We start from the raw sequence: 24,699 nt of genomic DNA on the forward strand, positions 1-24,699 counted from the left end.
CCAAAACGCAAGCTAGACCAAAGAAAAGGGCTTAGACTGTCTCTAAGCCCTTGGAATAATGGTGCGCCCGACAGGATTCGAACCTGTGGCCGTCTGCTTAGAAGGCAGATGCTCTATCCGACTGAGCTACGGGCGCGTGCAGGCATACCTAATAAAGCCCCCGCACGCGGTCAAGGCCGCGCTTGACGAAACATCACCGCAAGCCCAAACTCCTTGACCCCGGCCGTCCCCGCAACCAGGAGGGAGACATGAATCTACGCGTGCTCGGCTGCTCCGGCTCGGACCTCCCCGGTCACAACCTGACGTCCTTTCTGGTCAACGGCACCGTCCTGCTCGACGCCGGCACCGTCACCTCAGCCCTCGATCTGGCCGCCCAGGCCCGCATCGAACATATATTCGTCAGCCATGCCCACCTGGACCACATCAAGGACATCCTGTTTCTGGCCGACAACCTCATCGAATTTTTCGCCGGCAAAAAACGGCCGCCGCTGCAAATCCACGGCCTGCCCGAGGTTCTCGACGCCATCGCCGCGCACCTTCTAAACGACACCATCTGGCCGGATTTCACCGTCATCCCGGAAAATTCACCGGTTTTGACCTATGCCCCCATGACGCCGGGCGAACCGGTCGTCATCGACGGGCTGACCGTGGCCACCCATCCGGTCAACCACGCCAAGGCGGCCTCGGGCTACGTGTTGTGGGAGGACGGCGGCGCGAAGAATCTGGCCTATACCGGCGATACCGGCCCCTGCGACGCTTGGTGGCGCTTTTGCGATGCGCTGCCCTTTCCCCTGCGCCACCTCATCACCGAGGCTTCCTTCCCCTCCGACATGGAGGCCCTGGCCACCGCCTCCAAACACCTCACCCCGCGTCTGTTGCACGCCGAACTGGCCAAGCTGCACGCCAACCCCGAAGTCCACATCTACCATATGAAAGCCCCCTTCGCCGCCCAGATCGAGGACGAACTGGAACGCGAACTGGCCGGGCATTCCTACCATCTGCTGCGCGAACATGACTGCATCACCATCTGATTTCACCGATTTTGCCACGCTTGCGGCCTATCTCGACAGTCTCGGGCTTTTCCACATGGACCTTACGCCGGACCGGATGCAGGCGGCCCTGGCCGGCATGCGGCTGACCACCCTGCCCCATCTGGCCGTGCAGGTCGTCGGCACCAACGGCAAGGGCTCGACGGCCGCCTTTCTGGCCGCCATGCTGGCCGCCCACGGCCTGCCCACGGGACTGTACCTGTCGCCCCATTTCGTGGACGTGCGCGAGCGCATCCTCATGAACGGACGCATGCTCGACCCGGCCGAATGGGTGGCGGCGGCAAACGCGGTTCTTGGCGCCACGCGCGGCGGCGGCGAAAAAGGCAAGCTCACCTATTTCGAACTGCTGACCGCCATGGCCGTCCGGCTTTTCACCGACCAGGGCGCGGAAGCCGCCGTGTACGAAGCCGGACTCGGCGGCGCGGGCGACGCCACCACCGTCCTTAGCCGCGATTTGGTGCTTTTCACGCCCATCGGCATGGACCACGCGGCGGTCATCGGCCCGACCCTGGCCGACATCACCCGGGACAAGGCCGGGGCCATGGTCCCGGGCGGCGTCGCCATAACCGGCCCGCAATCCACGGAAGTCATGCGTGTCCTTCGGGAAGAGGCCACGACCCGGGGCACGCGGCTCTACCTTGCCGGCGAGCTGGCCCACCACGACGCCGGCAGCCGCCATGCCGTGCTCAAAAGACGGCCGCGCCTGGAGATCCCCACCGCCCGGCTGCGCCTGGCCGGGCCGCACCAGTCCGACAACGCCACCCTGGCCCTGGCCGGATTCTCCCTTTGCGCCGACCTGCTCGGCATCGCGCCGGACCCCGACGCCGTCTCCCGGGCGCTGACCGAAACGTTTCTTCCCGGCCGGCTCCATCTGCTCAAGCTCCCGGACATGGCCCCGGGGCTGCTTTTGGACTGCGCCCACAACCCGCCGGCGCTAGCCGCCCTGACCGAGGCGCTCGCGTCCCTGCGCATCGCCCCCACGGGATTGATCTTCACCTGCCTTGGCGACAAGGACCTTGCCGCCATAGCGCCCCTGGCCGCCAGACTGACCACCGGTCCCATCTACGTGCCCGAACTGCCGGGGGTATCCCGGGCGCGGCCCGCGGCGGAAGTCGTGGCCGCCCTGGGCGATCGCGCCAAGGCCGTGGCCGATCCGGCCGCCGCCCTCGATGCCGTGCGCCGCCTGGAAGGGACGGTGCTGGTGTGCGGCTCCATGTACCTGCTGGCAGCGCTTTTCGCCGCGCCGCAAAATTGATCTTGCCCGGGTTTGCGGCTAGGCTGATGCTTCCACGCGGCTGCGACGTGCCTGCGGCAATATCCTGAAGATGTTGCCGGTTGGCTGCGCGCGCCGCCAACCCGAACTTCCCGGAAGCGCCCGTGCAAAACCTCTTTCGCCTGCTGCCCGCCGTGGACGCGGTCCTGGCCGATCTCACCGCCCTGCCCGATCTCGCCGGCGCGCCGCGCCCGCTCGTGCATGACGCGATCACGGATTTCCTCGACGGGCTGCGCGCCGACATCAAGGCCGGCCGCATCACCGATCCGGCCCAGCTCGCCCCCGAGGCGCTTTCGGGTCAATGCGCCCAGTTCGCCGTGGCCGCCTGCCGGCCCCATTTCAGGCGCGTGGTCAACGCCACGGGCGTGGTGGTGCACACCAACCTCGGCCGCTCGCTTCTGGCCGAAGCCGCCATCGACGCCGCGGCCGCCGCCTGCCGGCGCTACTCCAACCTGGAATTCGACCTCGCCGCCGGCGAACGCGGCAGCCGCTACAGCCACGTGGTGGCGATCCTGCAAAAGCTCACCGGGGCCGAAGCGGCGCTCGTGGTCAACAACAACGCCGCCGCCGTGCTCATCGCCCTGGAGACCCTGGCCAAGGGCCGCGAGGCCATCGTCTCGCGCGGCCAGCTGGTCGAGATCGGCGGTTCGTTTCGCATCCCCGAGGTCATGGCCAAATCCGGGGCCATCCTGCGCGAGGTCGGGGCCACCAACCGCACCCATCCCCGGGACTACGAAAACGCCATCACCGAAGACACGGCGCTTCTGCTCAAGGTCCACGCCTCCAACTACCGCATCATCGGCTTCACCAAGGAAGTCTCGCTGCCGGAGCTGGTGGCCATCGGCCGCGCCCATAACCTGCCCGTGATGGAGGACCTCGGCAGCGGCAACCTGACCGATTTCGCCGGCATCGGCCTGCCCGGCGAACCGACGGTGCAGCAGGCCGTGGCCTCGGGCGCGGACATCGTGACCTTTTCCGGGGACAAGGTCCTCGGCGGCCCCCAAGCCGGCATCCTCGTGGGCAAGGCCCACTATATCGAGGCGATCCGCAAAAATCCGCTCAACCGGGCCGTGCGCATCGACAAAATGACGCTGGCCGCCCTCGAGGCCACGCTGCGCCTCTACCTCGACCCGGCAACCGCCAGAAAGGAAATCCCGACCCTGGCCATGATCACCGCCGCGCCGGAAGCGCTGGCCAAAAAAGCCCGGCGACTGGCCGCGATCCTGAAAAAATCCCTGGCCGGACGCTATGCCGTCAAAGCCGCGCCCGGAGCTTCGCGGGTCGGCGGCGGCGCGTTTCCGGAACACGACCTGCCGACCACGCTGGTCTCCCTGACGCCCCTTGCCGGCGCGCCGTCGCCGGACGCCCTGCGGGAACGGCTGCTCGTCACCGACCCGCCGCTGGTCGGGCGCATCGAGGGCGACGCCTTTCTCCTGGACCCGCGCACCCTGGCCGACGATGAACTGAAACTCGTGGCCCGGGTTCTGGACGCGGCCCTGGCCGGCTAGATCCATTGCGCGACAGGTCCGGGGGGCTTCCCACCAGGGGCCTGGGCGCTTACTATGTCCCCATTGCCATTATTGATTGAAGGAGCCTTAGCGATATGAGCGATGCAAACGAAACGAAAAACGGTGTCTCCTCCCACGCCATCGAGGCCAAAAGCTGCTGGGAGACCTACGCCTCCCCGGAACAGCGCGCCGGCATGCGGGAGCTGGCCGACCGCTACATTGCCTTTATCACCGCCTGCAAGACCGAGCGCGAAACCGTTGCCTACACGCGCAAGGCGCTCGCCGAGGCGGGCTATGTCGAATCTCCGGACGGAGACTTTAGCGGCGACGCGGTCTTTCGCGTCATGAAGGGCAAGACGGTGTTCATCGCCCGCAAGGGCAAGAAGCCCCTGCGCGAGGGTTTCCGGCTGGTCGGCGCCCACTGCGACACGCCGCGCATCGACCTCAAGCAGCGCCCGCTCTACGAATCCTGCGGCGTGGCCCAGCTCAAAACCCACTACTACGGCGGCATCCGCAAGCACCAGTGGCTGGCCCGGCCGCTGGCCCTGCACGGCGTGGTGGCCAAAAAGGACGGCACGGTCATTCCCGTGACCATCGGCGAGGACCCGTCCGATCCGGTCTTCGCCATCCCGGACCTGCTGCCGCATCTGGCCTACAAGCAAGTGGAGCAGAAGCTGTCCGACGCCTTCGAGGCGGAAAAGCTCAACATCCTGATCGGCCACAGCCCCGAAGCCTCGCCCGAGGCCGCGGAAGGCGGCGAGAAAAAAGAGGCCAAGGACCCGATCAAGGCCAAGGTCCTCTCGCTGCTCTACGACAAGTACGGCATCGAGGAAGCCGACCTCTACAGCGCCGAGCTCCAGGCCGTGCCGGCCGGGGCGGCCCGGCCCGTGGGCCTGGACAAGGCACTCATCGGCGGCTACGGCCAGGACGACCGGGTGTGCGTCTTCACCGCCCTTTCCGCCCTGCTCGAGAATCCGACGCCGGAGCACACGCAGATCGTGCTGTTCTGGGACAAGGAAGAGATCGGCTCCGAAGGCTCGACCGGGGCCAAGTCGCGCTTTTTCGAGTACTGCCTGGAAGACCTGATCGACGCCTGGGACCCGGGCGCGCGCAAAAGCCGGGTGCTGGCCGCCGGCAAAGCCCTGTCCTCCGACGTGCATGCCGCCCTTGACCCGGACTACCAGGACCTGCACGAAAAGCTCAATTCCGCGACGCTTGGTTATGGGCCGGTCTTTTGCAAGTTCACCGGGCACCGGGGCAAGGTCGGGGCCAACGACGCCCATCCGGAGTACGTGGCCTGGCTGCGCAACCTCCTCGATGGCGCCGGCATTCCCTGGCAGATGGCCGAACTCGGCAAGGTGGACCTCGGCGGCGGCGGCACGGTGGCCAAGTTCCTGGCCGTCTACGGCATGGACATCATCGACTTCGGCCCGGCCGTACTCAGCATGCACAGCCCCTTCGAGATCACCAGCGCGGCCGACGTCTACACCGCCGTGCTGGCCTACAAAGCCTTTCTTTCGAGCTAGCCCCGATCCCCTGTAAAGGGGGTCCGGGGGGCATCAAGCCCCCCGGTGGTGGGGTCCAGGGGAGGCAACGCCTCCCCTGGCCGCCGGAGGCTCCTCTCCACACCACCCCAACCAAGGAGCGCACCATCCATGCCAGTCATCATGGGGACGGCCGGGCACATCGACCACGGCAAGACGACGCTGATCAAGGCGCTGACGGGCATTGACTGCGACCGGCTGGCCGAGGAGAAAAAACGCGGCATCACCATCGAGCTGGGATTTGCCTTCATGGACCTGCCGGGCGGCGTGCGGCTCGGCATCATCGACGTGCCGGGCCATGAGCGCTTCGTCAAGAACATGGTGGCCGGCGCGGCGGGCATCGATTTCGTCACCCTCGTCATCGCCGCCGACGAAGGCGTCATGCCCCAGACCCGCGAGCACCTGGACATCTGCACCCTGCTCGGCATCGAGACCGGAGTCGTGGCCCTGACCAAGGCCGACATGGTGGACGCGGACTGGCTCAATATGGTCACGGACGACGTGCGCGCGGAGCTTGCCGGCACGTTCCTGGCCGATGCCCCCATTTTTCCCGTCTCGTCCCATACCGGAGCCGGCCTGCCCGAGCTGCGCGCGGCGCTTATCGAGCTGGCCGCCAACTTCGCGCCCAGGCGGCGTTCCGATCTGGCCCGGCTTCCCATCGACCGCGTCTTTACGCTCAAGGGCCACGGCACCGTGGTCACGGGCACGCTCATTGCCGGCACGTTCGCGGTCGGCGACGAGGTGCGGCTTTTCCCCTCGGACAAGCGCAGCAAAATCCGCAGCCTGCAATCCCACGGCGAACCCGTGGAAGTCTCGCCGGCCGGACGGCGTACAGCCGTCAACCTGGCCGGGCTCGAGGTCGAGGACGTGGAACGCGGCGAGGTGCTGGCCCGGCCGGGCACGCTTTTCCCGGAGGCCGCCTGGGAGGTGAAGCTTTCCTGCCTGGCCTCGGCCCCGCGCGGCATCAAGCACCGCACCGAGGTGCATTTCCACCACGGCACGCGGGAAGTCCTGGCCCGGGTGCATCTGCCCGACCGCGACAAGCTGGAGCCCGGCGAGACGGCCGTGTGCCAGATCCGCTTTCCCGAGCCCCTGGCCGGAGTCTACGGCGACCGGGTGGTCATCCGCTCGGGCGCGCCGCTGCGCACCATGGCCGGCGGGCGCATCCTTTCGCCGCTTGCCCGCAAGGTCAAACGCTTCGACGCCGACGCGGCCGCGACGCTTGCCGCCCTGGCCACGGCCGAGGGACCGGAGCTCGTCGCCCTGCAACTGGCCCGGGCCGGCGCCGAGGGACTGGGATTCGCCCGGCTGATGACGCTCACCGACCTCGAATCCAAAGCCCTGGACAAGGCGCTTTCCGGCCTGTGCGACAAGGGCGCGGCCGCGCTTGTCGACCGCGAAGGCAGGGAAGGACGCCATTTCGTCCACGGCGACGTCGTCGCCGCCCTGACGCAAACCCTCACCGATTTCGTGGCCGCCTACCACAAGCGCGAGCCGCTGAAACTCGGCATCTCGCGCAGCGAGCTGGCCTCCACCTGGGGCAAGTATCTCGCGCCCAAACTTTTCCATTTCGTGGTCGAACGCCAGCTTCGGGCCGGCAGGCTGGCCACCGACCAGGACGTGCTGCGCCTGCCCGACCACAAGGTCTCCCTGGCCTCGGACCAGGCCAAGCTGCGCGAAACGCTCCTTACCGCCTACCGCGCCGGCGGCCTGACCCCGCCCAACGTCAAGGATATCCTGGAGCCCCTGGACCTGACCTTCAAGGAGGCCCAGCCGGTCTACAAGGTGCTCATAGACGAAAGGCTCCTCGTCAAGGCCCAGGAAAACATGTATTTTTGCGCCGAGGCCATAACCGGGCTCATCGAGAAGGTGCGCGCCTACTACGCCGCCGGGGCCACGGACATGGGGCCGGCGGAATTTCGGGAACTGACAGGGCTGTCCCGCAAGTTCCTCATCGCCCTGCTCGAATACCTGGACAAGGAAAAGGTGACCGTGCGCGTCGGCGACAAGCGCCAGTTGCGCCGGAGATAGGGGAAGGGCGGGAGACGTGCCTCCGGCGGCCAGGGGGAAACTTTTTGAAAAAAGTTTCCCCCTGGACCCCCTTCAAAAACTTTCAAAGGGGATATGGGGGGAGGCACCGGAGGCATCGCGGAAGAGTTGCGTATGGGGCGGCCGCCCCGCGCGGAAAGGGGTCCCCGGGAAGAGAGCGGGTGGGCCCGGACCGGCGGGAAGGCGTCTGGAAAAATGCCAAAACGGCGGGAAGCCGGAGCCGCCCGCCGTGAAAAAATCTGACTCACCAGGAGCCGGTACTACCAGTCCTGGTCCTCGGGTTTGGCTTCCTGCTGCGCCTTGATGACCCGAAGGGCGATGAACACGGAAATAAAGCCGAACAGCACGATGAGACCGGAGAAATCGAATGTCACGGTGAACCTCCCCCAAACGGATGTATTTCGTGAAATAAATCTTTAGCCCCAAAGGGACGCGATGTCCAGATACCCCTGCCGGCCTCGCCCGGTTCCGGCCCTTCTGGCCCTGCTCACAGCGCTTGCCCTGTACGCCGCCACAGCCATGGCCGGCGTCATCACCGTCAAGGACAACACCTACAGTCTCGACGGCGGCAGACCCGTCACCGGGGCCTGGGAAGTGGCCGAAAAAATCGCCGTAGGCAAGGACGTGGCCATCGTGGTCATGGAGGAAAAGGCCAACCCGACCACCATCCAGATCATGCTCCAGCTCCTGGAAAGCCTCCATGTCCCCACGCTGCTCACCAAGCGGGCCGACTACAAGCCCCTGGTCGACCGGGGCGTCATCAAGCCCACCCAAACCCCCGCCTATCCTTGACAGCCGCACCCGCCCCCGGTACTGCGCGGAAACGATCCGGGCGCCCGCATGGGCTCAATAGGGAATCCCGTTTGATTCGGGAGCGGTCCCGCCGCCGTAAGTCCCCCACAGTCGGCTTCCTCGCGCGCCACTGGGAAAACATTCCCGGGAAGGCCGGAGCCGATGGGACAAGCCGGAAGACCTGCCCGGTCGATCACAGGCCAACCCGCCGGCAACGAGGGCTTTTGCCGGCCGGGCGTAAGGACCGGGGCGTCAACCCGTAGCGCGGGGACTACCCGTTACCCTTTTTTATCAAGAGCCCTCCATGCCCATGGAGGTTTTCCCATGCTCCGTTTTCCGCGAGCGCTTTTCGCATTATGGTTGTGTCTGGCCATGGCCGCGCCGGCCCTGGCCGGTCATGAGGCCAAGAAGGAACCCAAAAGGGCCATTGTCGTGGCCGCCTTCGGCACCAGCGTTCCCGAAGCCGCGCCGGCCATCCAGAAAATGGTCGACCGCGTCAAGGCCGCCTATCCCGGCGTGCCCGTTTCGCTTTGCTACACTGCCTCCATGATCCGCCACAAACTGGCCAGGGAAGGCAAGGCCGTGCCGCCTGCGCCGGCCGAAGCCCTGGCCGTGCTGCCCGACAAGGGTGTCACCGACGTGGCCCTTTTCTCCCTGCAAACCATTCCCGGCCACGAGTACGACGACCTCGTGCGTCTGGCCGAGGCCTTCTCCGGCCTGCCCAAGGGGCTGACCCACGTGTCCGTCAGCGCCCCGCTGCTTTTCGCCAAGGAGGATTTCCCGCGCGTGGCCAAGGCGCTGCTCGCTTCGGCTCCCAAGGACCGCAAGCCCGGCGAGGCGCTCGTCTTCGTCGGCCACGGCACCGACCACCCGGCCAACATGGCCTACCCGGCCCTGCAATACACCCTGTGGCAGCTCGACCCCAACGCCTTCGTGACCACGGTCGAGGGTACGCCGAGCTTCGAGAATCTTATCGCGGAGCTCAAAAAGCGCGGCATCAAAAAGGCCTGGCTCATGCCCATGTTCGCCGTGGCCGGGGACCATGCCCATAACGACATGGCCGGCAAGGAAAAGGATTCCCTGGCCTCGCAGCTCGCCGCCGCCGGCATCGCCGCAACGCCCCAGATGCAGGGCAACGGCGACCGTGACGCCGTGGCCGCCATCTGGATGGACCACCTGAAAAAGACCGTGGACGCCCTGCCCGGAAAATAATGCCCCGAAACCGCTTACAAGGCGCGGGAGTGCGCGCCCTGCTCCCGGCCCTGGCCGGGCTGGCCGCCCTGGCGACGGCCTGCCTGGCCGGGGCCTATCCGGCCGGTCCGGGCCAGGTGGCCGCCGTCCTCGGCCGGGCCATGGGCCTGCCCGTGGCCGCCCCGGCCGATCCGGCGCTGACGGCCGTGGTGCTCGACCTGCGCCTGTGGCGGGGGGTGCTGGCCTACGGCGTGGGCGCGGCCCTGGCCATGGCCGGCGGGGTGTTCCAGGGGGTGTTGCGAAATCCCCTGGCTGATCCCTTCACCCTCGGCGTCTCGGGCGGTGCGGCCTTCGGCGCGGCTCTTTCCCTGACCCTCGGTCTGGCCGCCGCCTCGGGAAGCGTCATCGCCACCCCGCTTTGCGCCCTGGCCGGCGGCGGGGCGGCCCTGGCCTTCGTGCTGGCCCTGGCCCGGGCCTGCGGCGGGTTGCGCCGGGAGACGGTGGTTTTGGCCGGCATCATCGCCGCCACCTTCCTTTCGGCCCTGCTCTCGCTCACCAAGGCGCTCAACGAGGAATCCGTGGCCGGCATCGTCTTTTGGATCATGGGCGGCTTCCAGGGACGGGGCAAGGCCGAGCTGGCGCTTTTCCTGCCCTGCTTTCTGGCCGGTGTGGTCCTGATTCGCCTGTACATCCGCGAGTGCGACATCCTGCTTCTGGGTGAGACCCAGGCGCGCCAATTGGGCGTCGCCGCCGGCCGGGCACGGCTTGCACTGCTCACCGGTGCGAGTCTCCTGACCGCCGGGGCCGTGGCCGTTTCCGGGGTCATCGGCTTTGTCGGGCTCATCGCCCCCCATGCCTGCCGCCGGCTCTTTTCCGCCGAACACGGCACGCTCCTGCCGCAAAGCGCGCTGTGCGGCGGGGCGCTCCTGGTTTTTGCCGACGTGCTGGCCCGCACCATCCTGCCCGGCGGCGCGGAGCTGCCCGTTGGGGTGGTGACGGCGCTTCTCGGCGGCCCGTTTTTCTGTTTTCTGCTTGTCACGGGCCGCGACGGTGGCCGGGCGTGATCCGCATCGAGGGACTTCGGGCCGGGTACGGCGGCCGCGATGTGCTGGCCGACATCGACCTGCACATCGCCCCGGGCGAGATGGTGGGACTCCTCGGCCCCAACGGCGCGGGCAAGACCACGCTGCTTTTGGCCGCGACCGGCATACTTCCCCCAGTGGCCGGAAGCGTCTCCCTGGCCGGGCGCGATATCGCCAGCCTCTCCGCCCGGGAGCGGGCAAGGCTTGTGGCCGTGGTGCCCCAGCGGGCCGAAAGCGCGGGAGGGCTCACCGTGCGCACGGTGGTGCGCATGGGCCGCTATCCCTACCTGCCCTTCCTCGGCGGCTACGGCGAGGCCGATGCGGACGCGACCAAGGCGGCCATGGCGGCGGTGGGCGTGGCCCATTTGGCCGACCGGCGCATGAACGAGCTTTCCGGCGGCGAGTTCCAGCGGGCGCTGACGGCCCGGGCCCTGGCCCAGGACGCGCGCGCCATGATCCTGGACGAAGCCTCGGCCAGCCTGGACATGGCCCGGAAAATGGAACTCTACGGGCTCCTGGCCGCCCGTAACGCCGCCGGCACGACCATCGTGGCGGCGCTGCACGACATCAACCTGGCGGCGCTTTTCTGCCGTCGCCTGATATTTATTAAAAACGGCCGCATCGAGGCCGACGGCCCGGTGGCCGCCGTCTTTACCAGCCAAACATTGTCGAGGATCTATGAAACCGAAATCCTGGTCATCGCCCATCCGAAAAGCGGCCTGCCCCAGGCTTTGGCCGTACCTGCCGCTTGTGCTGCTGTCGCTGCTCCTAACGGCCCAGGCGGCCCCGGCGGCTCCGGCGGGAACGGGCATCACGGATGACCTGGGCCACGTCATAACGCTCAAGGCTCCGGCCAAACGCATCGTGGCCCTTTACGGCGCGTACAACGAAATGCTCGCCGGCATGGGACTCACCGATCGCATCGTGGCCCGCACCGACGCCGACGACAAGCCGGCCGCCATCGCCGCCCTGCCCGTCATCGGCACCCACATGCGCCCCAACCTGGAGCGCGTGCTGGCGGTCAAGCCCGACCTCGTGCTGCAAACCGCCGGGCGCGGCGAAGCCGAACAGGCCGCCGCCAACCTGGCCAAACTGGGCGTGCCGGTGGCCGTTTTTTCCATCCACGATTTCGACTCGCTCTTTGCCGCGATAGACCGCATCGGCGTGCTGACCGGGGCGCAAAAGCGGGCGGCAGAGCTTGACGCAAGCCTCAAAAAACGCCTCGCCGCCGTGGCCGTAAGCGCACCCGGGGGAAAGAAGCCCAAGGTCTTTTTCGAGGTCCGTTCCGGCAACCTGCTGGCCGCCGGCAAAGGCTCCATGGTCGATGCCGTGATCCGCGCCGCCGGTGGGGAAAACGCCGTGAGCCTGGACAAAAAGCTCGTACGCTTAACCGACGAGGAACTCTTGCGCCTGGCTCCGGACGTGTGCCTGACCCAGCGCGGCCCCATGAACGCCGAAGCGCGGTCCATGGCCGACCGGCCGGAGTACGCGTCACTGCCCTGCGTCAAAAACCGCCGGGCCTTCGTCGTCGACGAGGCGCTTTTCTCCCGCCCCGGACCGGGAAGCGTGGACGCCGTGGAGGAACTTGCCCGGATACTGGCCGGCAAGCCGGCAACGCCGGCCCGGGAGGCGCGTCCGTGACCACGCTCGGAACGCTTTACGGCCTGGGCGTCGGCCCGGGGGACCCGGAACTGCTGACCCTCAAGGCGGCCCGGATTCTCGGGGAGGTGGACACGGTCTTCGCCGCCTCGTCGAGCAAGAACGACTATTCCATCGCCCAGGCCATCATCGCGCCGCACCTGCCGCCGCAAGCTACCGTCGTGCGCCTGCCCTTTCCCATGACCCGGGACCCGGCCGCGCTGGACGCCGCCTGGGAGGCCAACACCGCCGCCATGGCCGCAGTGCTTGCCGCCGGGCGCGACGCGGCCTTTATTACTCTTGGCGATCCGCTGCTCTACAGCACCTTCGGCTACGTGCTGCCGCGCCTGACCACGCGCCTGCCGGGGCTTGCGGTCAACATCGTGCCGGGGATCACCTCGTTTCAGGCGGCGGCGGCCAAGGTTGGCGACGTGCTGGTCGAATCCGGCGAGAACCTGCTGATCGCCTCGGGCGTGGACGAGAGCGGCCGGTTGGAAAAGGGACTGGCGGCGGCGGACAACGCGGTCATCCTCAAGGCCTACCGCAATTTTCCCCGCCTGCGCGACCTGCTTGGCCGTATGGGCCTGACCCGGGCGACCACCTTCGCCACCCGCATCGGCCACGACGGCGAGGCCATCGTGCGCAAGCTGGAAGACGCGCCGGAAAAGCCCCATTACCTGTCGCTTTGCCTCATCAAGCGCACACGCGTTTGAAGTCGGAAACTTTTCCTGATCACGGTTCGGAGAGGGAACAGGCCGCAATAACGGCCTCACCTTTATAAACTTTAGGAAGGGGAGAGCGCGAGAGGGGAGAACCCTTTTGAAAGGGTTTTCCCCTCTCGCACCCTCTTTTCTCTCTTCACTCCGTCAAAGCGACAGGCACCGCACACGCCACGAAAAAAGGGGGCTCCGGATGGAGCCCCCTTTCGTTGCAATGCGATGCGGCGCGACAGCCTATTCTTCGGGGCTGGCGCTCGTTTCGGCCAGGATCGGATTGTCCTCCAGCTCCTCCAGGAACCGGTCGGGACGCTCGGGCTGGCGCGGCACCTCGATCTCGCTGTCCATGTAACGGCGATACCCGGTGCCGGCCGGGATGAGCCGGCCCACGATGACGTTTTCCTTAAGGCCCCGCAGGGAATCGTCCTTGCCCATGAGCGAGGCTTCGGTCAGCACCTTGGTCGTCTCCTGGAAGGAGGCGGCCGAGATGAACGAATCCGTGGACAGGGAGGCCTGGGTGATGCCCAAAACCAGCGGTTCGGCCACGGCGGGCTTGAGCCCCTCGGCCACGCAGCGCTGGTTCTCCTCCATGAAGCGGATCTTGTCGACCTGTTCGCCAATGAGGAAGGTCGTCTCGCCGGAATCGAGCACCGAGACCTTTTTGAGCATCTGGCGCACGATGATTTCGATGTGCTTGTCGTTGATGGCCACGCCCTGGAACCGGTACACGTCCTGGATTTCGTCCACGAGGTACTTGGCCAGGAACTTCTCGCCCTTGATCTTCAGGATGTCGTGCAGTTCCGGATAGCCTTCGGTCAAAAGCTCGCCGGCCTCCACGAAGTCGCCTTCCTGGGCCGTGATGTGCTTGCCGCGGGGAATGAGGTATTCCTTGGCGTCGCCGGCCTCGGGGGTGACGATGATCTTGCGCTTGCCCTTGGTCTCGGGGCCGTAGGAGACGATGCCGTCGATCTCGGAGACAACGGCCATCTCCTTGGGCTTTCTGACCTCGAACAGCTCGGCCACGCGCGGAAGGCCGCCGACGATGTCCTTGGTCTTGGACGATTCGCGGGGCTTACGGGCGATGATGTCGCCCTCGAAGACCTCCTGGCCGTCACGCGCCATGAGCAGCGCGCCGACCGGCATGGAGAAGACGGCCAGACTGTTGGTGCCGGGCCGGGTCTTCGGGTTGCCGCGCTCGTCCACGATGGACACGGCCGGCTTGAACGAGGTGGTGCGGTATTCGATGATGGTCTGGGTCGCCCGCTTGGTCGCGTCGTCCACCTTCTCCTGATAGGTCTTGCCCTCGACGATGTCGGTGAACTTGATGATGCCGGCGACGTCCGTGACAAAGGGTTCGTTGAAGGGGTCCCACTCGGCCAGCAGCTGGTCCTTTTTGACCTCCTGCCCGGCCACGGCATAGAGCTTGGCGCCCGACGGCAGGCTGTAGCGCTCGCGTTCGCGGCCCTGGTCGTCGACCACCGATACCTGCCCGGACTTGCCCATCATGATGGTGTGGCCCTGGCGGTTGACGATGGACTTGACGCGGGAGAGCGCGACACGGCCGTTGTGCTGGGCCGTCACCGACGACTGGGCGATTTCACGGGCCGCCGTGCCGCCGATGTGGAAGGTGCGCATGGTCAGCTGGGTGCCGGGCTCGCCGATGGACTGGGCGGCGATGATGCCGACCGTCTCGCCGACGTTGACCAGATGCCCCCGGGCCAGGTCGCGGCCGTAACACATGGCGCACACGCCGTGCTTGGCCTGACAGGTGAGGGTCGAACGGATGGTCAGCGAATTGAGCCCCTTGTCCTCGATCAACTGGGCGTAGGCCTCGTCGATGATCGTATTGGCCGGGATGATCACCTCGTCGGTCTCGGGGTCGAGCACGTCGAACATGGTCACGCGGCCAAGGGCGCGCTCGTGCACGCGCTGCTTGATGTCGCCGGCCTTGACGTAGTGGGTGATCTCCAGGCCGTCGACCGTGCCGCAGTCGATCTCGGTGATGATGACGTCCTGGACCACGTCCACCAGACGGCGGGTGAGGTATCCGGAGTTGGCGGTCTTGAGCGCCGTGTCGGCCAGGCCTTTCCGGGCGCCGTGGGTCGAGTTGAAGTACTGGGTCACCGAGAGGCCTTCACGGAAGTTCGAGGTGATGGGCGTCTCGATGATTTCACCAGAAGGCTTGGCCATAAGGCCGCGCATGCCGGCGAGCTGGCGCATCTGGTCCTGGTTACCACGCGCTCCGGAGTGGATCATCATGAAGATCGGGTTGACCGAGGTGTTGCGCTCTTCCTTGCCGGTCTTGGGATCCTTGACGATATCCCAGGAGATTTCCTTCATCATCTCGGAGGCAACGTCGTTGGTGGCCTTGGTCCAGACGTCGACGACCTTGTTGTACTTCTCGGTGCGGGTGATGATGCCCTCGCCGTACTGCAACTCGATGTCGTCCACCTCGTTCTGGGCCGCCTCGAGGATCGTGACCTTGGCCTTCGGGATGGTCAGGTCCTTGACGCCGATAGAGACGCCGGCCCGGGTGGCGTATTCGTAGCCCAAGCCCTTCACGCGGTCGCACAACAGGACCGTGGCCTTGGTGCCGCGCATCCGGTAGGTGTCGCCCACGAGCTTGCCGATGGCGCGTTTGGTGAGCACCGTATTGACGAGTTCGAAGGGCACGCCCTCGGGCAACAACTCACCCACGATGACGCGGCCCGGCGTGGTATGGATGCGTTCGCCCTTGATGCGGCAGACGATACGGGCGTGCAGATCGACCACTCCCGCGTCCACGGCGCAAATGACTTCGCCGGGGTCGGAGAAGATCTTGCCCTCGCCCTGGGCGAAGCTCCGTTCGACGGTCAAATAGTACAGCCCGAGCACCATGTCCTGGGAAGGCACGATGATCGGATTGCCGTTGGCCGGGGACAGGATGTTGTTGGTGGACATCATGAGCACGCGGCACTCGATCTGCGCCTCGACCGACAGCGGCACGTGCACGGCCATCTGGTCGCCGTCGAAGTCGGCGTTATAGGCCGAACACACGAGCGGGTGCAGCTGGATGGCCTTGCCCTCGACCAGGGTCGGCTCGAAGGACTGGATGCCGAGGCGGTGCAACGTCGGGGCGCGGTTGAGCATGATCGGGTACTCGCGCACCACGTCTTCCAGGATGTCCCAGACCACCAGTTCCTCGCGCTCGACCATCTTCTTGGCCGTCTTGATGGTGGTGGCCAGGCCCTGCTCCTCGAGCTTCGAATAGATAAAGGGCTTGAAGAGTTCCAGAGCCATTTTCTTCGGCAGGCCGCACTGGTGGAGCCTGAGCTTGGGGCCGACCACGATGACCGAACGGCCGGAGTAGTCGACGCGCTTGCCGAGCAGGTTCTGACGGAAGCGGCCCTGCTTGCCCTTGATCATGTCGGACAGCGACTTCAGCGGCCGGCCGTTGGTGCCGGTGATGGCCCGGCCCCGGCGGCCGTTGTCGAACAGCGCATCCACGGCTTCCTGGAGCATGCGCTTTTCGTTGCGGATGATGATGTCCGGCGCGCCGAGCTCGATCAGGCGTTTGAGGCGGTTGTTGCGGTTGATCACCCGGCGGTAGAGGTCGTTTAAGTCCGAGGTGGCGAACCGGCCGCCGTCGAGAGGGACCAGGGGACGCAGCTCGGGCGGAATGACCGGGATGACCTCCATGATCATCCATTCGGGCTTGTTGCCCGAATCGAGGAAGGCCTCGACGATCTTGAGGCGCTTGATGATCTTTTTCTTCTTGGTCTGCGACTTGGTGGTCATGGACTCTTCGCGCAGCTCGGCGCGGATCTTGACGAGGTCAAGCTCCTCCAAAAGCGAGCGCACGGCCTCTGCGCCCATGCCCACTTCCACCGCGTCCTCTCCGCCGTAGTGGTCGATGACCTGGATATACTGCTCTTCGGAAATGACCTGGTACTTGGTGAGGTTGGTGTCTTTCGGGTCCAGCACCATGTAGGAGTCGAAATAGAGGACCTTTTCCAGGTCGACCATGGTCATGTCGAGCAAGGTGCCGATTTTCGACGGCAGGGTCTTCAGGAACCAGATATGGGCAACGGGCGCGGCCAGTTCGATATGGCCCATGCGCTCGCGGCGCACCTTGGAGGCGATGACCTCGACGCCGCACTTTTCGCACACGATGCCCCGGTGCTTCATGCGCTTGTACTTGCCGCAGTTGCACTCGTAGTCCTTGACCGGGCCGAAAATCTTGGCGCAGAAAAGCCCGTCGCGTTCGGGCTTGAAGGTACGGTAGTTGATGGTTTCGGGCTTCTTGACTTCCCCGAAAGACCATTCGCGGATTTTTTCCGGCGCGGCGATGGAAATGCGGATGGATTTGAGCGTCCGGCTGGACACACTGGTCTGGCCGATGCCGCGCATGCTGAACAGTTCGTCCAGAGACATACGGTTACCTCGTATGGCGGGAGGACCCTTCCCGCATCTGGGCCCGGCCGGGGAACCGGCGGGCGTTGGCTAGGCGAAACACGCTGTCGAAGGCCAGTGTCGGCTATGGCATGGGGCCCGGGGTCGGCCTGCCGTGTCTCCCCTCCGGGCCCGATGCACGGCATCGGACCCGCAGGGGCGGCGGGCTCCCGGACGCACAGCCCTAGCGCCGAGGGGGGGCCTTGACTATTTTCTTCTCGTCCTGGATCAGGTCCACGTCGAGGCCAAGGGACATGAGCTCCTTGACCAGGACGTTGAAGGACTCGGGCAGTCCGGCTTCCAGGAAGTTATCGCCCTTGACGATCTTTTCGTACATCTTGACGCGCCCGCCGACGTCGTCGGACTTGACGGTCAGGAATTCCTGCAAAAGGTAGGACGCGCCATAGGCTTCCAGCGCCCAGACTTCCATCTCACCCAGACGCTGGCCGCCGAACTGGGCCTTGCCGCCAAGCGGCTGCTGGGTGACCAGGGAGTAGGGGCCGGTCGAACGGGCGTGGATCTTTTCGTCGACCAGGTGGTGGAGCTTCAGCATGTACATACAGCCCACGGTCACGGGACGGTGGAAGGCTTCGCCGGTGCGGCCGTCGTAGAGGGTGACCTTGCCGTCCTCGGGCAGGCCCGCCTGCTTGAGCCAGCCCCACATCTCGTCTTCCGTGGCGCCGTCGAAGACCGGCGTCTTGGCCACGATGCCCTTTTTGAGGGATTTGAGCGCCACGCGCAACTCATCGTCGGACATGGCGTCGATCATGGCCACGGTCGCCGCCTCGGGGAAGACGGCCTTGGCCTCGGCGCGCACGCCCTCCATGGGCTTGCCCGAGGCGATCAGGGCGGCCAGCTGCTTGCCGAGCTCCATGCCGGCCCAGCCGAGGTGGGTTTCCATAATCTGGCCGATGTTCATACGCGAAGGAACGCCCAGCGGGTTGAGCACGATATCGACCGGGGTGCCGTCGGCGAAAAAGGGCATGTCCTCTTCCGGCAGGATACAGGACACGACGCCCTTGTTGCCGTGGCGGCCGGCCATTTTATCGCCCACGTTGAGCTTTCTTTTGACGGCCACGTAGACCTTGACCATCTTGATGACGCCGGGGGGCAGGTCGTCGCCCTCGGTCACCTTCTCGCGCTTCTGATCGTAGACGCCCTTCACGAAGTGGACATGGCGGTCGTAGTCGTCGAGCATCTCGGCCACGGCCTCGTTGGTCTCCTTGGAGGCGAAGATGCCGGAGAGCTTTTTCACCGGCAGCTGGTCCAGGATTTCCTGGGTCAGCGGGTGGTTGGCCTCAAGGAGCACCTCGTTTTTCTTGTTTCCCTTGATGGTCTGGAAAACGGCCTTGCCGGACACGACGGGCCACAAACGGCGGCGCAGGTTGTCGGCGATGGCGTCGATGTGCTGGCCTTCCTTGACATCGATGCTGGCCAGCTCGAAATCCTCGATCTGGTGGGTGCGATCGTCCTTCTCGCCAGAGCGGCGGTTGAAGACGCGCACATCGATGACCGTGCCCTCGATTCCGGGCGGGACCTTCAGCGAGGTGTTTTTCACATCGCGGGCCTTGTCGCCGAAAATCGCGCGCAAAAGCTTTTCTTCCGGAGTCAGCTGGGTCTCGCCCTTGGGCGTGATCTTGCCGACCATGATGTCGTCCGGCGCGACCCGGGCGCCGATGCGGATGATGCCGCATTCGTCGAGGTCGTTTAACATTTCCTCGCCGACGTTGGGGATATCGCGGGTGATCTCCTCGGGTCCGAGCTTGGTGTCGCGGGCCACGACCTCGAATTCCTCGATGTGGACCGAGGTGAAGGTGTCCTCCTTGACCGTCTTTTCGGCGATCAGGATGGAGTCCTCGTAGTTGTAACCGCACCAGGGCATAAAGGCGACCAGCAGGTTCTTGCCGAGCGCCAGCTCACCGTCGCGGATGCCCGGCCCGTCGGCCAGCACATCGCCTTTTTCCACATGCTGTCCGACCCGCACGCGCGGCACCTGGCCGAAGCAGGTGTTCTGGTTCGATTTGTGGTGCTTGAGCAACACATAGGTCTTGGCGCCGCCAGAGGCCGCGGCCACCTCGCCGTCGTAGCAGACGACGACGCGCTCGGCATCGGCGTAATGGACAAAGCCCGAGCCCTCGGCCAGCAGGCAGGCACCGGAATCCTTGGCCACCGGGCCTTCCATGCCCGTGCCGACCAGCGGCTGCTCGCAACGCAGAAGCGGCACGGCCTGGCGCTGCATGTTGGAACCCATGAGCGCGCGGTTGGCGTCGTCGTGCTCGAGGAAGGGAATGAGCGCCGCGGATACGGACACGATCTGGCTCGGCGAGATGTCCATGAGCGTGATCTGCTCGCGCGGGGTCATGATCAGGTCGCCGCGGATGCGCGCGCCGACCATGGGATGCACGAACCGGGAATCGGCGTCGAGCTCGACGTTGGCGCCGGCGATGATCTCGTCGATCTCGCGGGTGGCGTCCAGGTAGACGACCTCGTCGGTCACCTGGCCGTCACGCACCACCCGATAGGGCGTTTCGATAAAGCCGAAGTCGTTGACCTTGGAATGGGTGGTCAAGGACACGATCAGGCCGATGTTCGGACCTTCCGGCGTTTCGATCGGGCAGATGCGGCCGTAGTGCGAGGTGTGGACGTCGCGGACCTCGAAGCCGGCGCGCTCACGGGTCAGACCGCCGGGTCCCAGGGCCGACAGGCGGCGCTTGTGGGTGACCTCGGACAGGGCGTTGGTCTGGTCCATGAACTGGGACAGCTGGGAGGTGCCGAAGAACTCCTTAAGCACAGCTGCCACGGGCTTGGGGTTGATCAGGTCATGGGGCATGAGCGTGGCCACTTCCTGGAGGCTCATGCGCTCCTTGATCGCCCGCTCCATGCGCACCAGTCCGATGCGGTACTGGTTTTCCACCAACTCGCCCACGGGGCGCACCCGGCGGTTGCCCAGATGGTCGATGTCGTCGGCCGGACCGTGGGAATCCTTGAGGAAGGTCAGGTGCTTGACGGCCTTCAGGATGTCGTCGTTGGCCAGGGTGCGGAAATCGAGCGGCTGATCGATCTTGAGCCGGGCGTTGAGCTTGTAGCGGCCCACGGGCGACAGGTCGTAATAATCCGGATTGCGGAAGAGGTTCTCGAAGAAATTGGCCGCGATTTCCGGGGTCGGCGGCGAGGAAGGGCGCAACCGGCGGTAGATTTCGACCTGGGCCGTGATGGTGTCCGTGGTCTTGTCGAGGACGAGGGTGTCGCGGATCGACGACGAGGTGTCGATGCCCCGGGTATGCAGCACCGGAAGATTGACGATGCCGGCGTCCTTGAGCTTCTCCATCACTTCGGGGGTCAACTCGTCGGCGGCCTCGACCAGGACCTCGCCCGTGGCCGGATCGGCGATGTCCTCGGCCAGGAACTGCCCGGTCAGGGTGGCGGGATCGACCTCGATCTTCTCGATGCCGGCCTCGATCATCAGGCGCCAGGCCCGCTTGGTGATGGGCTTGTCCACGGCCACAATGACGTTGCCGTCGGCGTCGCGCACCTCGGCGTAGGCCTTTTCCTTCCGGTAGAACTCGGGCAACACCGGCCGGAACACACGGGGGCCTTCGACGAAGAAGTGCTCGATTTCGTAGAAATAGCGCAGGATGTCGACGCGCGACATGCCCATGGCCTTGAAAAGGATGGTGGCGGGCATCTTGCGGCGGCGGTCGATGCGCACGTACAGGATGTCCTTGTGGTCATAGTCGAAATCGAGCCACGAGCCACGCATGGGGATCACACGGCAGGAGTAGAGCACCTTGCGGCTGGTGTGGCTCTTGCCGGAGTCGTGCTCGAAGATGATGCCCGGGGAGCGCTGGAGCTGGTTGACGATGACGCGCTCGGTGCCGTTGATGATGAACGTGCCCTTCTCCGTCATCAGCGGAACGGTGCCGAAATAGATGACCTGTTCCTTGATGTCGCGGATGGTGCGGTTTTCGGTCTCCTCGTCCACGTCGTAGACGACGAGGCGGACCTTGATGCGCAGTGGGGCTTCGTAGGTGAGTCCCTTGGCGATGCACTCCGGAACGTCGTATTTTGGCTCGCCGATTTCGTAGCTGACATACTCCAGCGAGGCGGTCTTATTGAAGTCCTCGATGGGAAAGACCGAACGGAACACGCCCTCGAGCCCGGCATCCTCCCGGCTGGTGGGGGGGATGTCCTTTTGCAGAAAGAGCTCGTAGGAGTCGATCTGCAGGTTGAGCAGATGGGGAATGGTCAGCGTTTTGACGATCTTGCCGAAATTTTTGGTCAGCTGGGCCATTTTTTCCTCTGTGCAGGGCTACGACGTTGGAAGGGAGTGGGGCGCGGCGCCCCGCATCGGCCTTGCAAGGCGCGCCTGGCGCCGGTTTCGCCCCGGTCCGGCGATGCTGCGCCGGGGTGGTGGCTACGGAATGCTTTTACAGGATAAAAAGGCAAAAAGAGCGCCCCCGCCCCTGTGGAAAGGGGGCGCTCTTTCACGTCGACAACAAAAACGCGCGGCGCGTTACTTGATTTCGCAGGTCGCTCCGGCTTCATCCAGCTGCTTTTTGGCTTCCTCGGCGTCAGCCTTGGCCACGCCTTCCTTGATGGTGGAGGGCAGCTCGTCGACCTTGGCCTTGGCCTCCTTGAGGCCCAGACCGGTCAGGGCGCGCACAACCTTGATGACGGCAATCTTGTTGCCGCCGGCGCCGGTCAGCACGACGTCGAACTCGGTCTTCTCTTCCTCGGCCGCGGCGGCATCGCCACCGGCGGCCGGGGCGGCCATCATCATGCCCATGGCCGGGGCGGCGGCGGACACGCCGAACTTCTCCTCAAGCTCCTTGATGAACTGGGAAAGTTCGAGAACGGTCATATTGGCGATGAAATCGACGACTTGTTCCTTGGTGATGTCGGACATGGACTGTTTCTCCTTCAAACGTTCGCTTTGGCGAAAGCCGGTAGCTTACGCGGCTTCCTTTTTGTCCTTGATGGCCGTCAGCGCGTACAACATGCCGCGGATGACGTTCGCAAACAGGCAGACAAAGTTGGTGGGCACGGCGTTCATGGTGCCAAGGGTATGGGCCAGAAGTTCGGGCTTGCTCGGCAGCTTGGACAACTCGACGACCCCGTTGGAATCGATGAGCGAGCCGGCGAGGCTGGCGTGCTTGACCGTGAACTTCTTGCTGGTCTTGGCGTAGTCCACCAGGGCCTTGGCGGCGACGACGGGGTCGTCGTAGCCGAAGGCGATGGCGTTGTTTTCCTTCAGGTGATCCTTCAGGATGTCATGGGCGCCGTCTTTCACCGCCAGACGGGCCAGGGTGTTTTTCACAACCTGGTAGTCGATGCCCGCGGCGCGGAGCTTGACACGCAGTTCGGTCAACTCCTCGACGGTCATCGTCCGAAAGTCGGTGACCACCGCAATGCCGGCACGGTCCGCCTTGGCGCGCAGTTGTTCGATAATCTCGTTTTTTTGCGCACGTTGCACGGTACCTACCTCCACATGCGGGTTGGAGGGCCTTCAAGGGAGCCAAAGCCGAATCTCGGCGGGAAATTAAGGGGGACGTCCCCACCCGCTGTCTCTGACTCGCCTTCCATGCCCTGTTTTATATCGAAAAATCGTCCCTGGCCAAAGGACGCACCTTTGGCCGGGGACAATTGGTTGCCTAAAGGGGGGCTAGGGTTAGCCCTCGATGAGCTTGCGTACCGACTGGGTGTCCACCTTGATGCCGGGACCCATGGTCGTGGCCAGGGCCATGGCCTGCAGATAGGTTCCCTTGGCAGCCGAGGGCTTGAGCCGCATGACCGTGTCGATCAGAGCCCGGAAATTGTCGAGCAGCTTCTCGGAGCCGAACGAACGCTTGCCGAGCGACACGTGGAGCACGCCGGCCTTGTCCACCTTGAACTCCACCTTGCCGGCCTTGAGTTCCTGGACGGCCTTGGCGATGTCGAAGGTGACGGTGCCGGTCTTGGCGTTGGGCATGAGTCCTCGGGGGCCGAGGATCTTGCCGATCTTGCCGACCGAGGCCATCATGTCCGGAGTGGCCACGGCCTTGTCGAAGTCGAGAAAGCCGCCCTTGACCTTTTCGATCAGCTCGTCGCCGCCGGCGAAGTCGGCCCCGGCCTCACGGGCCTCGGCCTCCTTATCACCCTTGCAGAAGGCGATCACGCGCACGTTCTTGCCGAGCCCATGGGGCAGCGAAACGGCGCCGCGCACCATCTGGTCGGAGTACTTGGGGTTGACGCCCAGGCACAGGGCGACGTCGACGGTCTCGTCGAACTTGGCCACGCCCGTCTTGACGGTCAGGGCCATGGCTTCGTTCAGTTCGTATTTGTTCGTGAGGTCAAGGTCTTTGACCGCCTCGCGGTATTTTTTGCCGTGCTTGGCCATTTCGAAATATCCTCTCGCGGTCGTGCCGGTTAGACGATGTCGATACCCATGCTGCGGGCCGTGCCGGAGATGGTGCGGCAAGCCGCCTCCACGTCCTTGGCCGTCATGTCCACGAGCTTGAGTTTGGCTATTTCCTCGATCTGGGCCTTGGTCACCTTGCCCACCTTGGTCTTGTTGGGCTCGCCCGATCCCTTGTCGATCTTGGCGGCCTTGACCAGCAGCACCGAGGCCGGCGGCGTCTTGGTGATGAACGTAAAGGAGCGGTCGGCGTAGATGGTGATGAGCGCCGGGATGATGGTGCCCTTCTGCTCCATGGTCTTGGCGTTGAACGCCTTGCAGAATTCCATGATGTTGACGCCGTGCTGACCCAGGGCCGGACCGACCGGCGGAGACGGGTTGGCCGAGCCGGCCGGAAGCTGCAATTTGACCTTGGCGACGATCTTCTTGGCCATGATGCGTATCCTTAAACGGGGCGACGCCCGTTAGTTTTTGCTCACCTGCACGAAATCGAGCTCCACCGGCGTCTGCCGCCCGAAAATGGATACCGAGACGCGAAGTTTGCCCTTGTCGTAGTTGACGTCCTCGACAACGCCGTTGAAGCCGCCGAAGGGACCGTCGATGACGCGGACGTCGTCGCCCCGCTCGAAATGATACTTGGGTCTGGGCTGCTCCTGACGGCTGACCATCAGGTTCAAAATCTTGTCAGCCTCGCTGTCGCGCATGGGCGTGGGCTGGTTCTTGCCGCCAATGAATCCGGTCACGCGGGGAATGGACTGCACAAGGTGCCAGGAGTTGTCGTTCATGGCCATCTTGACCATGACGTACCCCGGGTAGAACTTGCGGGTGGAGGTCCGTTTCTCCCCCTTGACCAATTCGATGACCTTTTCCGTGGGAACGACGACTTCCTCGATGCTCCCGCCATCCTGGCCGGTGCGCATCATCTCACGGATGGTCTGCTCCACACGATTCTCGAAACCGGAGTAAGTGTGGACTATGTACCACCGCGCGGGTATGCGCTGTTCGCCGGAGCCTTCCTGTTCGGTCATGATC

18 protein-coding genes, 1 tRNA gene and 1 riboswitch are annotated in these 24,699 nt (G+C 65.1%); of the genes, 11 read left to right on the forward strand and 8 right to left on the reverse strand.

All coding sequences use genetic code 11. The features are described 5' to 3' along the window. Window positions 1-59 precede the first annotated feature (59 nt). Window positions 60-136, reverse strand: a tRNA-Arg gene (locus ACMZ6R_RS05415). A gap of 112 nt (window positions 137-248) precedes the next feature. On the opposite strand from ACMZ6R_RS05415, the gene ACMZ6R_RS05420 reads away from it, so the two are divergent. From ACMZ6R_RS05420 to cobI, 11 genes are all read left to right on the forward strand, one after another. Further along, the gene (locus tag ACMZ6R_RS05420) at window positions 249-1,031 is read left to right on the forward strand and encodes an MBL fold metallo-hydrolase (protein WP_416109867.1); all 783 of its coding nucleotides are present in this window, start codon (window positions 249-251) and stop codon (window positions 1,029-1,031) included. Next, the gene (locus ACMZ6R_RS05425; RefSeq protein WP_416109868.1) at window positions 1,012-2,304 is read left to right on the forward strand and encodes a bifunctional folylpolyglutamate synthase/dihydrofolate synthase; all 1,293 of its coding nucleotides are present in this window, start codon (window positions 1,012-1,014) and stop codon (window positions 2,302-2,304) included. Before ACMZ6R_RS05420 ends, ACMZ6R_RS05425 begins: the two co-directional genes overlap by 20 nt. 122 nt (window positions 2,305-2,426) lie before the next feature. Further along, complete coding sequence (gene selA, locus ACMZ6R_RS05430; protein WP_416109869.1) at window positions 2,427-3,830, forward strand: L-seryl-tRNA(Sec) selenium transferase; 1,404 nt, start codon at window positions 2,427-2,429, stop codon at window positions 3,828-3,830. 95 nt (window positions 3,831-3,925) lie between these two features. Beyond that, window positions 3,926-5,356 carry an aminopeptidase gene (locus ACMZ6R_RS05435; RefSeq protein ID WP_416109870.1) on the forward strand — a complete coding sequence of 477 codons (1,431 nt, stop codon included), beginning with the start codon at window positions 3,926-3,928 and terminating at the stop codon, window positions 5,354-5,356. Between the two features lie 129 nt (window positions 5,357-5,485). Further along, entirely contained in the window at window positions 5,486-7,405 is a 1,920-nt protein-coding gene (gene selB, locus ACMZ6R_RS05440) for a selenocysteine-specific translation elongation factor (RefSeq protein ID WP_416109871.1), read from the forward strand. A gap of 453 nt (window positions 7,406-7,858) precedes the next feature. Further along, entirely contained in the window at window positions 7,859-8,215 is a 357-nt protein-coding gene (locus ACMZ6R_RS05445; RefSeq protein WP_416109872.1) for a hypothetical protein, read from the forward strand. A 21-nt stretch (window positions 8,216-8,236) separates the two neighbouring features. Further along, a riboswitch (cobalamin riboswitch) is annotated at window positions 8,237-8,419 on the forward strand. Between the two features lie 120 nt (window positions 8,420-8,539). After that, window positions 8,540-9,427: a sirohydrochlorin cobaltochelatase gene (locus ACMZ6R_RS05450; protein WP_416109873.1), complete on the forward strand. Its 888-nt coding sequence runs from the start codon at window positions 8,540-8,542 to the stop codon at window positions 9,425-9,427. Next, window positions 9,427-10,470 carry a FecCD family ABC transporter permease gene (locus tag ACMZ6R_RS05455; protein WP_416109874.1) on the forward strand — a complete coding sequence of 348 codons (1,044 nt, stop codon included), beginning with the start codon at window positions 9,427-9,429 and terminating at the stop codon, window positions 10,468-10,470. The genes ACMZ6R_RS05450 and ACMZ6R_RS05455 overlap by 1 nt, the downstream gene beginning before the upstream one ends. Next, window positions 10,467-11,309 carry an ABC transporter ATP-binding protein gene (locus ACMZ6R_RS05460; protein ID WP_416109875.1) on the forward strand — a complete coding sequence of 281 codons (843 nt, stop codon included), beginning with the start codon at window positions 10,467-10,469 and terminating at the stop codon, window positions 11,307-11,309. The genes ACMZ6R_RS05455 and ACMZ6R_RS05460 overlap by 4 nt, the downstream gene beginning before the upstream one ends. Window positions 11,310-11,352: 43 nt before the next feature. Further along, entirely contained in the window at window positions 11,353-12,129 is a 777-nt protein-coding gene (locus ACMZ6R_RS05465; RefSeq protein WP_416109891.1) for an ABC transporter substrate-binding protein, read from the forward strand. Then, window positions 12,126-12,839, forward strand: coding sequence for a precorrin-2 C(20)-methyltransferase (cobI, locus tag ACMZ6R_RS05470; protein WP_416109876.1), 714 nt, complete (start codon window positions 12,126-12,128; stop codon window positions 12,837-12,839). Before ACMZ6R_RS05465 ends, cobI begins: the two co-directional genes overlap by 4 nt. Window positions 12,840-13,079: 240 nt before the next feature. Here cobI and rpoC read toward each other — a convergent pair whose 3' ends face one another. The 7 genes from rpoC to nusG form a co-directional block, all read right to left on the reverse strand. Next, the gene (rpoC, locus tag ACMZ6R_RS05475; protein WP_416109877.1) at window positions 13,080-17,255 is read right to left on the reverse strand and encodes a DNA-directed RNA polymerase subunit beta'; all 4,176 of its coding nucleotides are present in this window, start codon (window positions 17,253-17,255) and stop codon (window positions 13,080-13,082) included. Window positions 17,256-17,457: 202 nt separating this feature from the next. After that, window positions 17,458-21,564 carry a DNA-directed RNA polymerase subunit beta gene (rpoB, locus tag ACMZ6R_RS05480; RefSeq protein WP_416109878.1) on the reverse strand — a complete coding sequence of 1,369 codons (4,107 nt, stop codon included), beginning with the start codon at window positions 21,562-21,564 and terminating at the stop codon, window positions 17,458-17,460. A gap of 222 nt (window positions 21,565-21,786) precedes the next feature. Next, on the reverse strand, window positions 21,787-22,179 hold the full coding sequence (gene rplL / locus ACMZ6R_RS05485; protein ID WP_416109879.1) for a 50S ribosomal protein L7/L12: 393 nt from the start codon (window positions 22,177-22,179) through the stop codon (window positions 21,787-21,789). Window positions 22,180-22,224: 45 nt separating this feature from the next. Then, entirely contained in the window at window positions 22,225-22,746 is a 522-nt protein-coding gene (gene rplJ, locus ACMZ6R_RS05490) for a 50S ribosomal protein L10 (protein WP_416109880.1), read from the reverse strand. 195 nt (window positions 22,747-22,941) lie between these two features. Then, window positions 22,942-23,649, reverse strand: a complete 708-nt coding sequence (gene rplA / locus ACMZ6R_RS05495; RefSeq protein ID WP_416109881.1) for a 50S ribosomal protein L1 — start codon at window positions 23,647-23,649, stop codon at window positions 22,942-22,944. Window positions 23,650-23,678: 29 nt separating this feature from the next. Then, window positions 23,679-24,101: a 50S ribosomal protein L11 gene (rplK, locus tag ACMZ6R_RS05500; RefSeq protein ID WP_416109882.1), complete on the reverse strand. Its 423-nt coding sequence runs from the start codon at window positions 24,099-24,101 to the stop codon at window positions 23,679-23,681. A 30-nt stretch (window positions 24,102-24,131) separates the two neighbouring features. Further along, entirely contained in the window at window positions 24,132-24,695 is a 564-nt protein-coding gene (gene nusG / locus ACMZ6R_RS05505) for a transcription termination/antitermination protein NusG (protein WP_416109883.1), read from the reverse strand. Window positions 24,696-24,699 lie beyond the last annotated feature (4 nt).

It is taken from the genome of Solidesulfovibrio sp. C21 (assembly GCF_047785625.1).
Classification (GTDB): Bacteria; Desulfobacterota; Desulfovibrionia; order Desulfovibrionales; family Desulfovibrionaceae; genus Solidesulfovibrio.